This window comes from Thauera linaloolentis 47Lol = DSM 12138 (genome assembly GCF_000310205.1).
Lineage (GTDB): Bacteria > Pseudomonadota > Gammaproteobacteria > Burkholderiales > Rhodocyclaceae > Thauera > Thauera linaloolentis.
In genome coordinates, this window is the sequence record NZ_AMXE01000095.1 from 1 (window position 1) to 12,763 (window position 12,763).

At 66.7% G+C, this 12,763-nt stretch carries 13 protein-coding genes and 1 riboswitch; of the genes, 5 read left to right on the forward strand and 8 right to left on the reverse strand.

The genetic code is table 11. The features are described 5' to 3' along the window. Positions 1-127: 127 nt before the first annotated feature. The 4 genes from C666_RS16725 to C666_RS16740 all read left to right on the forward strand — a co-directional run bounded on the left by C666_RS16725 (position 128) and on the right by C666_RS16740 (position 2,765). Complete coding sequence (locus C666_RS16725; RefSeq protein WP_004344161.1) at positions 128-742, forward strand: LysE family translocator; 615 nt, start codon at positions 128-130, stop codon at positions 740-742. 198 nt (positions 743-940) lie between these two features. Continuing rightward, positions 941-1,300 carry a VOC family protein gene (locus C666_RS16730; RefSeq protein WP_004344163.1) on the forward strand — a complete coding sequence of 120 codons (360 nt, stop codon included), beginning with the start codon at positions 941-943 and terminating at the stop codon, positions 1,298-1,300. Between the two features lie 204 nt (positions 1,301-1,504). Next, a complete protein-coding gene (locus C666_RS16735) occupies positions 1,505-2,446 on the forward strand; it encodes a hypothetical protein (RefSeq protein WP_004344165.1) in 942 nt (313 codons plus the stop codon). Then, positions 2,421-2,765 (forward strand): TrmO family methyltransferase domain-containing protein, encoded by a 345-nt coding sequence (locus tag C666_RS16740; RefSeq protein ID WP_004344167.1) that lies wholly within the window; start codon positions 2,421-2,423, stop codon positions 2,763-2,765. Before C666_RS16735 ends, C666_RS16740 begins: the two co-directional genes overlap by 26 nt. 60 nt (positions 2,766-2,825) lie before the next feature. Here the strand turns inward: C666_RS16740 and C666_RS16745 are convergent, their stop codons facing one another. The 6 genes from C666_RS16745 to C666_RS16770 form a co-directional block, all read right to left on the reverse strand. Next, positions 2,826-4,157 carry an OprD family outer membrane porin gene (locus tag C666_RS16745; RefSeq protein WP_211206772.1) on the reverse strand — a complete coding sequence of 444 codons (1,332 nt, stop codon included), beginning with the start codon at positions 4,155-4,157 and terminating at the stop codon, positions 2,826-2,828. A gap of 19 nt (positions 4,158-4,176) precedes the next feature. Continuing rightward, entirely contained in the window at positions 4,177-4,617 is a 441-nt protein-coding gene (locus C666_RS16750) for a pseudoazurin (protein WP_004344173.1), read from the reverse strand. Next, a complete protein-coding gene (locus tag C666_RS16755) occupies positions 4,607-5,419 on the reverse strand; it encodes an ABC transporter ATP-binding protein (protein WP_211206773.1) in 813 nt (270 codons plus the stop codon). Before C666_RS16755 ends, C666_RS16750 begins: the two co-directional genes overlap by 11 nt. A gap of 11 nt (positions 5,420-5,430) precedes the next feature. Continuing rightward, positions 5,431-6,465, reverse strand: a complete 1,035-nt coding sequence (locus C666_RS16760; protein WP_004344178.1) for a FecCD family ABC transporter permease — start codon at positions 6,463-6,465, stop codon at positions 5,431-5,433. Then, entirely contained in the window at positions 6,462-7,484 is a 1,023-nt protein-coding gene (locus C666_RS16765; RefSeq protein ID WP_004344180.1) for an ABC transporter substrate-binding protein, read from the reverse strand. Before C666_RS16765 ends, C666_RS16760 begins: the two co-directional genes overlap by 4 nt. A 118-nt stretch (positions 7,485-7,602) precedes the next feature. Next, positions 7,603-7,795, reverse strand: a riboswitch (cobalamin riboswitch). A gap of 68 nt (positions 7,796-7,863) precedes the next feature. After that, on the reverse strand, positions 7,864-9,102 hold the full coding sequence (locus C666_RS16770) for an MFS transporter (RefSeq protein WP_004344183.1): 1,239 nt from the start codon (positions 9,100-9,102) through the stop codon (positions 7,864-7,866). Between the two features lie 102 nt (positions 9,103-9,204). On the opposite strand from C666_RS16770, the gene C666_RS16775 reads away from it, so the two are divergent. Then, positions 9,205-11,022: a chorismate-binding protein gene (locus C666_RS16775; protein ID WP_004344185.1), complete on the forward strand. Its 1,818-nt coding sequence runs from the start codon at positions 9,205-9,207 to the stop codon at positions 11,020-11,022. A 12-nt stretch (positions 11,023-11,034) separates the two neighbouring features. Here C666_RS16775 and cobF read toward each other — a convergent pair whose 3' ends face one another. Further along, complete coding sequence (gene cobF, locus C666_RS16780) at positions 11,035-11,805, reverse strand: precorrin-6A synthase (deacetylating) (RefSeq protein ID WP_004344187.1); 771 nt, start codon at positions 11,803-11,805, stop codon at positions 11,035-11,037. A 9-nt stretch (positions 11,806-11,814) separates the two neighbouring features. After that, positions 11,815-12,627, reverse strand: coding sequence for a precorrin-4 C(11)-methyltransferase (gene cobM / locus C666_RS16785; RefSeq protein WP_004344189.1), 813 nt, complete (start codon positions 12,625-12,627; stop codon positions 11,815-11,817). Positions 12,628-12,763 lie beyond the last annotated feature (136 nt).

Sequence of the window (12,763 nt, forward strand, 5' to 3'; positions counted from 1 at the left end):
AACCGGAGATCCAGTAATCTCCAAACCCTTGGACTCGCTAACTCAACATTGGCACGGCTGAAGGGGGCAGGTCACTTCTTAGGTGTCACTGGCAGCATCCACTACGCCACCCCTACCAGGAGTCAATATGGTCAGCGCCGAATTCCTCATTACTTCCTTGATAGTCGTTTTGATTCCTGGAACCGGAGTGATTTACACCGTTTCCACAGGATTGGTTCAAGGGCGAGTAGCAAGTATCTATGCAAGTCTTGGCTGCACAGCAGGAATCATTCCTCACCTGGCGGCCACTATCCTGGGTTTGGCTGCTGTTATGCACACAAGTGCGCTTGCGTTCCAGCTACTCAAGTACGCAGGTGTTGCCTATCTCTTCTACATTGCGTATGCCACATGGCGTGACAAGGCCGCCTTCTCGATTGATGGCTCCATTTCTCGATCCAGCACTTCAAGCATCGTCGTGAAGGCTTTCCTGCTGAACATCCTGAATCCGAAGCTAACCATCTTCTTCCTGGCGTTCCTACCGCAGTTCGTCAGTCCGAGCGCTACGCAGCCACTGGCCCAATTGCTTCTCTTAAGCGCCATCTTCATGATCATGACGTTCGCTGTCTTCTGCGTCTATGGCGTCGTAGCACATGCATTTCGCCGTCATGTCATAGGCTCCCCCACGGTGCAGGGCTGGCTTCGCTACAGCTTTGCGGCTGCCTTTGCTGGTCTTGGCGCCAAGCTTGCCACCAGCGAGAGGTGAATCGAATTTGACATAGACCGCCCAGCCATTCTGGTACAGCGCAGCAAACTTCGTGAAGCATGAGGCGGCTAGACTGCTTGGCACCAGCCAATGATGCTGGTTCTCGACTGCCGTCAGCGCCCTGGACAAGAACATCTCAAGTGACCCCCACAGGCGGCACGCCACATTGACGCATACATCATTCTGCAGGAGGCAGTCATGCCCGCACACGAGAAGATCAATTATGTCGAGTTTCCCTCACGGGACCTGGGTGCGACGAAGCGCTTCTTTCAAGAAGCGCTCGGATGGGCGTTCGAGGACTATGGCCCCGACTATGCTGCATTCTCGAACCAAGGCCTGGACGGCGGCTTCTTCAGCTCCGAACTGGCTGCACGCACGAGTGAAGGCAGCGCCCTCATTGTTTTCTACAGCCAATATCTTGAGGATACGCTTGCCAAGATCGAGGCTGCCGGTGGAAAGGTGATAAAGCCGATTTTTTCGTTCCCGGGTGGCCGCCGGTTTCATTTCACTGAGCCAGGCGGCAATGAATTCGCCGTCTGGTCAGAGCCGACGGTCTAGCCGGAAAGAAAGATGCGCCAAGACGAGACCTGAAGATATACATTCATCATTTCTCTAATTAAAACAGGCAATATTCCAAGGCTGCGCCGATCAAGGAGTGCTCGTACTTCATTCTGGAATCCTTGTTCAGCGAATTGCCTGCCAATACACGAATCCTTTGTATCGGAGCGGACACAGAGGGTCATCATGACCAACGATTGAACCATGCCCCAAACGCTCGAAAAATACCGTCGTATCGATCGCCGCAAGAACTGGCTTGCCAGCATTGCGGTGGCGCTGTCGCTTGCCTTGTTGCTGGCGATATTGCTGAAAGCCTTGTTGCTCGCAATCGGCGAGCCCATGCTGCCCTCCCCCGTCCGGGATGTAGCGGTCTTCGCATTGATCCTTTTCGTGCCATGCCTTTCGGCGGGGATGCGCATCGGCTCCAGCTTGATCGCCCGCTACGACGGCGAAGTGATGAGATCGCCTCCCGCAACCGAACCGGGTTCGAAACGGGCCGGGCCGCTGGATGCGGTGCAGCAGCATGCTTGGGCCGCCCTCGAATCCTGGTGCCGGGCCGGCGCGGGGGATGGACGGTCGCCGTTCTGGCGTCCTCGGCAGTTGCCCGATGTGCCGGAGCGCTTCAGTCTGGCCGTCATGGTGGGAGGAAACAGCGGAGCCAGATCACAACTGGCCGAAACCTTTGCGCTTCGTCTCGACCGCAACGATGAACTCGCCGCGCTGTCCGCCGATTCGAGGCTGAAGGGCATGTGTCTCAAGCTGGCGGTGAAATGGCACGAACTGTGGTGGTGGCGAAAGCGGCATCCACGCCAGCCCTGGGATTGCGGCTATGTGCTGGAACATCCCGCGGCGATGGCCCGGCTGGCACACTTCAGGCCCCGCCGGCCCACGCTGATGATCGCCGACGAATTGCGCAACGACAGCCTTCGACAGATATTGCATGCGCTCGGTACAGCGCAAGCAGGCTTCGGCCATCCTGTCCGCCTGCTCGTGATCGATGCCGCCCTGCCCAGCATGCTGGAACTGCATTTCGACACCGATACCCAATGGGGGCATACGCCCGTGCATGATCTGGGCCAGGTGTCGGTGATCGACCTTTCTGGCACACGGATGGCCGACAATGGCGAACGAAGACCGCCCCCGTAGCAAACTGCTCACCCGCCTCCATCTTGGGACGGACGAACCACTGGAAGTGGTGCCCTTCCTCGATGACACCGGCCATGGCGTGTTCGCGACGCGGGCGCCGAGCCGCCCGAACCGGATCGGCCTGTCGATCGTGCGGCTGGCAGGGATCGATGGTGCACGGCTGTCGTTCGAAGGTAACGACATGGTCGATGGCACGCCGGTGCTGGACATCAAGCCTTACGTCCCGGCATTCGACGTCCGCCACACCGAGCGCATCGGCTGGTTCGCCGAACGCCTTGGGCAGTTGCGGGGCAAGCTGTCCGACGGTCGCATGCGCTAGAAAACAGCATGCAGGCGCGTGGGGTGAGCCGGCCCATCGCCGGGCCGGCTGCGTCACCGATCAGAAAATGCTCAGCGGCATTTCCGCCACCAGGCGGATCTGATCCACGCTCAGTTCGCCCTGCGCCCTGTTGGCGCGATGGACGCCGTAGCGCAGTTGCAGGGCCAGGCCCTTGGCCTTGCCTTCCTGCACCGTATAACGAACGATCATGTCGCGTTCCCAGTGCTTGCCACCCGAGCCCGGCGCGCCAAGGAAGTTGGTGTAGACGCTGTTCATGCGGCGGTAGTCGATGTCGGAGCCGCGCGTGTAGGCCACGCCTGCCGTTAGGCCCGGCGTGACCATCTGGCCGAGATCGACGTCGTACTTCAACTGCCACGATGCTTCGTTCGGCGCATTGAAGTCGGAGATCTGCATGGCGTTTTCCAGCCAGATAGAGCCCCGGTTGACGTAGTCGAACGGCGTATCGCCATCCACCTTCTGATATCCCACTCCCAGCTTGTGAGCGCCGAAGGCGTAAGCGCCCATCAGGCTCCAGGTGGTGTTGTCCACCTCGCCGGCCTTGGCCTTGCCGGTGTCGGTGTTGCGGTACAGGTTCAGGCTGAACGACAGCGACTGCTTGTCGGCCAGCGCCAGCTTGTAGAAGCCGCCCAGGTAGGCGGTGTTCCACACGTCCTCGTAGCGGCCGTAGTAGCCGGACAGGCTCAAGCCCGCGACCGGCGTCGTCCAGTTGCCGCCCGCAAAGCTGAAGGCGTTGCCGTTGACGCCCGAGTAGTTGGCCAGAAGTTCGCCGCCGTTCTTGCGCGCGTTGCGGTCGGCCCACTGGGTGAAACGGCCGGCCAGCAGCGACAGGTTCTTGATTTCGTTGCTGGCCAGCAGCCAGCCACGGTTGGTTTCGGGCAGCAGGCGGGTATCCGACGAATGGAAGATCGGATTCTTGGTGCGCATCTCGCCGTACTTCAGCTCGGTGGAGGAAACCCGCAGCTTCACCACCGCGCCGGCGCGGCCGAAGGCATCCTTCAGACCGTCGTCGTCGCGCGCAAGATAGCGCGGGTTGCTGCGCACGGTATCCGGGTCGGAACCGAGATTCAGCCCGCCGTAGGCATGCGCATCGACGCCGAAACCGACCGTGCCCTGTGTGTAGCCCGATTCGAAATTGAGCATCAGGCCGTAACCGATTTCTTCGGCCTTGTCCGAGCGCGGCCCCTTCACCACGCGCGTGGTGTCACCATGTTGGTAATTGAGCCGCTCGTACAGCAGACGATTCTGCATCTTCAGGCTGGCACCTTCGACAAAGCCCTTGGCTTCGTCCTGGGTGCCCGCATGGGCAGTAAGTGAAACCGCCAGCGCGGCGGCCAGCGCGTACGGCATCAATGGCGTATTCGTGTTTTTCATTTCTTTCCCTTCGCGATGCTCACTTCGCCAGCGACTCCCGGGCAATGATTTCGCCGAACCGCTCGGCAGCCCGCTGCGGCAGGGTTTCCGGCAGGACCGGCAGCGGGGATGCGGGTTCGCCGACCTGGATCAGCATCACCATCCCCATGCCGATGTGCGGAATGCACTGCACGCCGTAATAGCCGGGAACGTCGAAGCCGACTTCGATCTCCTCATCGATCTTGCCCTTGAAGGGTTTGGCGCCTTCCGGCAGCAGCCCCGGCAGCGAGGCGGCGTTGTGGGTACGGTGGGTGGCGATGAATTTCACCGTGTCGCCGGGTGCGACGCGCAGGAAATCGGGCTCGTAGATCATGGCACCGGCGGCGCCACGATTGAGCATCCTGACTTCATGAACCTCGGCCATGGCCGGGGTGGCGAGCAGCGCCGACAAGGCAAGGATGCAGAACGGTCTATTGAACATGCGGGGAATTTCCTTCTATCGATTCATGGGACGGAAGCTGGCGCAGGCGCAGAATGCGCGCGCCGTCGGCCGGGTCCGTCAGCCAGTGGCCATGCACGCCGAACGTGGTGCGCAGGCGCTCGGGCGTGAGCACCTCGCATGGCGCGCCGAGCGCGACCATCCTCCCCTGCTCCATCACTGCGAGGCGGTCGCAGCCGAGGGCCTGGTTGAGGTCGTGCAAGGCGGCGACGGTGGTCACTGGCAGGGTATGCACCAGCTTGAGCAGCGACAGCTGGTGGCGGATGTCGAGATGGTTCGTCGGCTCGTCCAGCACCAGCACGGTCGGCCGCTGCGCCAGGGCGCGGGCGATATGCACGCGCTGGCGCTCACCGCCGGACAAGCTGTGCCAGATGCGCGCCTGCAGGTGCTCGACGGCGACGTCGCGCAGCGCCTGGCGGACGATGCGCTCGTCCTCCTCGCCCCACGGCGCCAGCGCGGACAGCCAGGGCGTGCGCCCCAATTCGACCGCGTCGCGCACGCTGATCGCATCTCCCGTCTCGGCCTGTTGCTCGACTACCGCAAGCAATTGCGCAACCTGCCGCCGGCGCATCTTCGCCAGCGGCTGGCCGAGCAGCCGCACCTCACCGGCGGCCGGCGTGTGGACGCCGGACAGCAGCTTGAGCAAGGTGGACTTGCCCGAACCGTTGGGGCCGACGATGCCGAGGTTCTCGCCGGCGCGCACGGCCAGGCTTACCTCTCGCAGCAGCCAGGTTTGCCCCACCGCGTAGCTCAGGCCCTCGCAGGCCAGTACCGGGTCTGCCATGGACATATCCATCAGCGGCGCCCTCCGCGGATCAGGATGAGCGCGAACACCGGCGCGCCGACCAGCGCGGTGATGACGCCGATCGGCAGCACCTGGCCCTTGATCAGCGTGCGCGACAGCACGTCGGCGGCAATCAGGAACAAAGCCCCCGCCAGCGCGCTGAGCGGCACCAGCCGGGCATGGCGCACGCCCACCAGCAGGCGCACCGCATGCGGGATCACCAGGCCGACGAAACCGATGGAGCCGACCATCGACACCATCACCGCGGTCACCAGGGCCGCGCAGCCGATGAGCACGAAACGCACGCGCCGTACCGGAATGCCGAGGCTGGCAGCCGAATCGGCGCCAAAGGTGAAGGCGTCCAGCGCCCGTCGATGCCACAGGCAGACCGCCAGCCCGACCAGCACCACCGGCACCGCGAGCATGACCGAATGCCAGCGCACGCCGCTGAGATTGCCCAGCAGCCAGAACATGATGCCGCGCGCCTGCTCGGCGCTGGCCGACTTGGTGATAAGGAAGGCGGTGAGCGCGTTGAACAACTGCGAACCGGCGATGCCTGCCAGGATGATCTGCCCGCTGCCCGCCATGCCGCGCGCCGAATGCGCCAGCGCGGCGACCAGCAGGAAGGCGGCGATGGCGCCGGCGAAAGCCCCCATCGACAACGAGAGCGCGCCCGCGCCAAGGCCCGCGAGCGCCACCAGCACGGCGCCGGTCGAGGCGCCGGCGGAGATGCCTAGCAGATACGGCTCGGCCAGCGGATTGCGCAGCAGCGACTGCAGGATCAGGCCGGAAATCGCCAGCCCCGCGCCGCAGGCCGCGGCGACGATGGTCCGTGTCAGACGGTAGTTCCAGACGATGCCTTCGTCGATCGGATCGAGCGGATAGCCGGCCGCCCACAACTTGTTCGCCAGCACCTGGCCGACCACCGGCAGGCTGATCGGCGTCTCGCCGATCGCCACGCCCGCGGCCAGCGCCAGGCACAGCAGCGGCACCACCCACAGCCCGTGCCCGACGGGCACGGCCAGGGCATGGCCGGCTCGGCTCATCGCCTGAACCCGGCCGCGGCTTCGGCCAGTTGCTCGACACCGGCGAAGATGCGCGTGCTCGCCTGCATCGCGTCTGCGTCCATGATGACGATGCGGCCATTCTTGACCGCGTCCATGTTGCGGGTCACCGAGTCGGACTTGAGGAATTCGAGCTTCTTCTCGTAGTCGTCGGCGGGAAAGCGGCGGCGCTCCATGCGGGCGATGATGAGGATGTCCGGATTGGCCTTGGCAATGGTCTCCCAGCCCACGGTCGGCCATTCTTCCTGCGACTCGATCACGTTGCGCATGCCCAGCGACGCCAGCATGAAGTCGGCCACGCCCTTGCGCCCCGCCACGTAGGGGTCAATCTCGAGGTCGGCGCTGGAGAACCAGAACAGGGCGGACAGCTTGTCGGCGCCGTTCTTGCGCGCCTTGTCCTGTGCCGCGGCCAGCCGCGCCTTGTAGCCGGCGACCAGTTCCTCGCCGCGCGTCTGCACGTCGAAGATCTGCGCAAGCTGCAGCACGCCCTTGTACACGCTGCCGACGTCGAAGGCCTGCAGGCGCGTGCCGTCGGCGCCGACCAGATTGTCCTTGCCCTCGCAGTCGGACGGCAGGATGTAGGTGGGGATGCCCACCTCGTGGAACTGCTCGCGGGTGCCGACCACGCCCTGCTGGCCGACCATCCATTCGAACTGCACCGCAACCAGCCCCGGGCGCTTGCCGATCACGGACTCGAAGCTGGGATCATTGTCGGCCAGACGCTCGACCCCGGCATTCTGCGCCTCGTACTCCGGCGACACCTTGTTGAACCACAGCGAAGTGCCGGCCAGCCTGTCTCCCAGGCCGAGCGCATAGAAGGTCTCGGTGCCGGCCTGGCCGATGGTCACGGCCTTTTCCGGCGCCTTGTCGAACTTCAGCTGCTGGCCGCAGTTGTCGACGGTGAGCGGATACTGCGTCGGTGCCGCCAGGGCTGCGGCGGACAGGCCGAGCCCCGCGATCAGGACGGCAAGACGGGAAGCGGTGAAGCTGGGCAGTGCCATGGGTGCGATCTCCATTTGGGCGTACGCAAGGCGGCGTGCACGCATGGAAAGCACAATCCCGGGCAAGGCTGATGGAAACCGGTGCGGGAATGCCCTTCCCGGACACCCCGCCGGTCTGTGGTCAACATTGGTACCGGCAGGTCTCCTGACTCGCGCGTCATCGCCTCGCTCCAGCCTTCCCGGGGTGGCCCAGTGGCATCGTGGAGCAGGCTCGGCGCCTACAGTTGCGGGGGCAGTTCCGTTTGGGGCCGTGATGGCCCTTGCGGATTCCCAATTATTTCCTTGCGGAAACCGGAACCGTAATTATAGCCAGATCGGATGATGCATTGCACCAACCCGTTCCCGGCACGTCTCCGCCGCCGTCCGCAAGCGCACCGCCTCAGGCCGCGCGGGGCATGCCCTGCCGCGCGAACGCGAAGTACAGCGCGCTCAGGGCCGGAAAGACCGCCGCCACGCTCCATGCCAGCACGCCGGCCTCCGGCTCCGCCGGAATCGCGGCGAACAGCCTGCCCAGCAGCATGTTGCCCAGCAGCACCATCAGCCCACCCGCCGAGGCCAGCGCACCGTAATGCACCGGCAGCAGGCGCTGGCGGGCGTAGGCCGGCACCAGTGCCATCGCCACCGGCACGGCGCACATCTGCCCGGCCGTCAGCAGCACCACGGTCAGCACTGCCGGCAACAAGCGCCATGCGCCCGGCAGCGGCGCGACGGCCGTCCACAGTGCCAGGTTGACGAAGGCCGCAGCCAGCAGCGCGAAGCCCGCCACCAGCGGCAGGCGCGGCGGCCAGCGCTTGCACAGCGCCGCCAGCGGCATCTGGCAGGCGACCACCAGCACCGAGGCCAGCGCGAACAACCAGGCCATGTCGCGTGCTCCGCCGTGCGAGCGCTCCAGCTCCACCGGCAGCCCCAGGTACATCTGGTTGTAGCTGAGCAGATAGCTGCTGTAGAACAGCATGAACAACAGGAAAGGCCGGTTGGCGAACAATTCGCTCCAGCCCCAGCCGCCAGGCACCCGCGCGGCCGGCTTCAGCGGTGGCAGGCGGCGCCACAGCACGAGCAAGGCCAGCAGGAACACGCCGGCACTGGCCAGCGCCATCCAAGCGAAGCCGATGTCGAACAACAGGCTGCCGAGCAGCGGCCCGGCCACCGCGCCCACCTCGCCGTACACGGCGAACTGCGCGAAGATGCTGCGCCGCCTGTCGTCCGCCGGCGACTGCGCATCGATGCGCGCGGCGAGTGCCTCCAGGCACGGCGAGAACAGCGCCCCACCCACGCCGGTCAGGCAGGCGCCCAGCAGCATCGCGGCGGCCGAATCGGCGACGGCAAAACACAGATAGCCCGCGATGCGCACCACGCAACCGCACAGGATCAGCGTGCGGCAGCCGTAGCGCTCGGCCAGCGAGCCGCCAATGAAGAACATACCTTGCTGCGAAAAGGTCCGCACCCCCAGCACCAGCCCCACCATCCAGCCCGCCAGCGCCAGGTTCCGGCTCATGTGCAACGCCAGGAAAGGCACGATGGCGTAGAAACCGACGTTGAAGACGAGCTGGGTGGACAGCAGCAGGCGGCGCGAAGGAACATCGCGACCACTGGCGGGGCCGGAAAGCGGACGGATCATGTGAAATACGCGGAGATCGAACCCGCGGCCTTATAGCACCCGCGCGTACAAGGTGCAAAATGCCGACCTGCCCCAGAACCGGACCGGACCGGACCCCCCGCCGTGACCAGCCTCATCGACTTTACCGACCCCCGCGATCGCGCCGCGCCGCGCCTGCGCCTCGCCTTCGGCCCGCCTCGCACGGTACTGGCCGCCCATACCCTTGACGAAGTGCGTCCGGTGCTCGACGCCGTCGAGGCCGCCGCCCGCGCCGGCGCCTGGGCGCTGGGCTACGTGCGCTACGAGGCCGCGCCCGCCTTCGATCCGGCGCTGCGCACGCATGCGGCGGACGGGCCGCTGGCGTGGTTCGCCATCCACGATGCACCCCTGCCCTGGGATGGCAAGACGGCAAGCGGCGAGGCCACGGTAGATTGGCACACCCTGCCCGGGCGCGCCGCATTCGACGCCGCCCATACCCGCATCCAGCAGGCCATCGCCGAAGGCGTGCTCTACCAGCTCAACCACACGGCGCAATTGCGCGGGCGGCTGGCGGGCAGCGGCCGCGCCCTGTTCGCCGCGCTGCAACGGGCGCAGCCGGGCGGGTATGCGGCGCACCTGGACTGCACCCCCGGCGAATGCGGCCAAGGAAACGAAGCGGACGCGGACGGCGTGCAAGTGCTTTCGGTCTCGCCCGAACTATTCTTCGACTGGCGCGCGGGCCACATCCTTGCACGCCCCATGAAAGGCACGGCCCCGCGCGGCGGCACGCCCGAGGAAGACGCGGCACGGGCCACGCACCTGCGCACCAGCCCCAAGGAGCGCGCCGAAAACGTCATGATCGTGGACCTGCTGCGCAACGACCTCTCGCGCATCGCCGAGCCGCACAGCGTCCAGGTGCCCACCCTGTTCCACACCGAGGCCCTGCCCACCGTGTGGCAGATGACCTCGGACGTGGTGGCGCGCACCCGCGCCAGTACGCGGCTTTCCGACGTATTCGCCGCGCTGTTCCCCTGCGGCTCGGTCACCGGCGCCCCCAAGGTCGAGGCCATGCGCATGATCCACGCGCTCGAAGGCGGACCGCGCGGCATCTACTGCGGCGCCGTGGGCGTGGTGCGACCCGACGTGTCGCCCGACGGACGGCACGGCATCGCCGCCACCTTCAACGTGCCCATCCGCAGCGTCGAACTGAAAGGCAGCGACGCCCGCTGCGGCATCGGCAGCGGCATCGTCTGGGGCGCGAGCGCCAAGGATGAATGGGCCGAATGGGCTGCCAAGCGTGCCTTCGTCGAACGCGCCAGCACGCCATTCGAGCTGCTGGAAACCCTGGGCCTGCACGACGGCAAACTGCGCCACCGCGACGAACACCTCGCCCGCATGCGCACTGCCGCCGAACACTTCGGCTACCCCTGGAATGAATCACGAGTTGAAGCCAGCCTCGATGATCTCGCCCGCACCCACGACCAGGGTACCTGGCGCGTGCGCCTGTTGCTGGATGCGCGGGGCGTGCCGCGCACCGAAGCCTTCGCGCTCGCGCCCGCGCCGGCGACCGTGCTGTTGGCCCTGGCCGACCGGCCCTTCGGGCACGCGCACGGCGAATTCACCCGTCACAAGACCACGCGCCGGGGGCACTACACGGCTTTCGCGCCCGCGCCGGGCTCGGGTGTATTCGACACCGTGCTCTACAACGAAGCGGGCGAAATCACCGAATCCACCTTCGGCAACATCGCCATGCTGATCGACGGCTGCTGGGTCACGCCGCCCCTGGCCTGCGGCCTGCTGCCCGGTATCGGCCGCGCTGCGGCGCTGCGCGAGGGGCGCGTGGCCGAAGGCGTGGTGCGCGTGCAGGATATTCCGCGCGTGCAGGGCTGGGCCTTCATCAACAGCCTGCGCGGCTGGCTGGATGCGCGGCTGGGCGAAGCACAGCCCGGGCCGGGCGGATGAAGGCGGGTTGCCTCAGCCCCCCGGCCCCCGCCGCATCAGATAGACGTCCATGATCCAGCCGTGGGCCTGCCGCAGGCGGGCGCGTTCGCGCAGGATGTCGCCGGCGACCTCGCCGAGCGCGCCGGCCACCAGGGCCTGCTGCGGCATGCCGAGATAGGCGCCCCACCAGATCCCCACGCCGTCCGCATCGACCGCCTGGAAAGCGCCGCCGCTGTCGAGCATGACGACCACCGTATCCGCCCCGGCGGGCCAGCCGCCTTCGCGCAGCCGCCGGCCGGTGGTGATGACGACCGGCGCGGCGAGGTCATTGAGCGGAATGCCGTGCGCCGCGGTCAGCGCCTGCACGGCGGTGATGCCGGGCACGACATGCACGCGCGGCGCCCCGCCGACGGCACCCAGCCGCGTGGCGATGCGCAGGCTGCTGTCGTACAGCGAGGGGTCGCCCCACACCAGCAGCGCCACCTTGCCGCCGCCGGCGGGCAGGTGGGCATCGATCTGGCGCCGCCATTCGGCGGCGATCGCATCGTGCCAGTCCGCCACCGCCGCCAGGTAGTCGCCGTCGGCGGCGCGCAGCGGCAGGTCGAACTCGGCGATGCGGGCATGGCCGTTTAGCAGTCGGGTGCAGATGTCGCGGCGCAGGTCCAGCAGTTCAACCTTGTCCTCGCCCTTGCGCGGCAGCAGGATCAGGTCCGCCGCATCGAGCGCGCGGACCGCTGCCAGGGTCAGGTGTTCTGGATTGCCAGTGCCGATGCCGACGAGATGGAGTTCGAGCGTGTCCGCCATGCCGGCCTCTCAGCTCCGCGCCGTATCGACGCCGTCGATGCTCGCCGCCACGGTGCCGCTGCCGCTTGCCGACTGTGGCCGGAAGCGGCGCTCGTAATCGGGCGCATACAACCGGCTCTCGTCGAAGCCTTCGGCGGCCAGCGCCGGGCCGACCAGGATCAGCGCGGTGCGCTCCATGCCGCCGTCCACCGCCGCGGCGATAGTGGCCAGCGTCGCGCGCACGATGCGCTCGTCCGGCCAGCTCGCGCGCCACACCACCGCCACCGGGCAGCCCGCACCGTAGTGCGCCTGCAGTTCGGCTGCGACGTCGGCCAGCTTGTGGATGGACAGGTGGATCGCCAGCGTCGCGCCGGTGGCAGCGAAATTCGCCAGGGTCTCGGTTGCCGGCATCGCGCTGGCCCGCCCCGAGGTGCGGGTCAGCACCACCGACTGGGCCACACCCGGCAGCGTCAGCTCTGCCCCCAGTGCCGCCGCCGCGGCGGCAAAAGACGGCACGCCCGGGGTGACGGTGCAGGGAATGCCCAGCTCGCGCAGGCGGCGCAGTTGTTCGCCCATTGCCGACCACACCGACAGATCGCCGGAATGCAGCCGCGCCACGTCCTGCCCGCGCGCATGCGCGGCCTGGAATTCGGCGGCGATGTCGTCCAGCGACATCGCTGCGGTATTGACGATGCGCGCGCCCGGCGGGCAGTGCGCCAGCACCGCCTCGGGCACCAGCGAACCGGCGTAGAGGCAGACCGGGCAGGCGGCGATCAGGTCGCGCCCGCGCAGCGTGAGCAGGTCGGCGGCGCCGGGGCCGGCGCCGATGAAATGAACGGTCATCGGGATTCTCCTTGTGCGATCGCGCAGGTCGCGCTGCGATCGGGCGAAATGTGGCGGATGGCAAGCAGGCGCGCGCCCTGCCCGGCGGCGGCCAGCGCTGCGGCTTCGGCGACGCTGCCGCAGCCGCGCGCGGCCA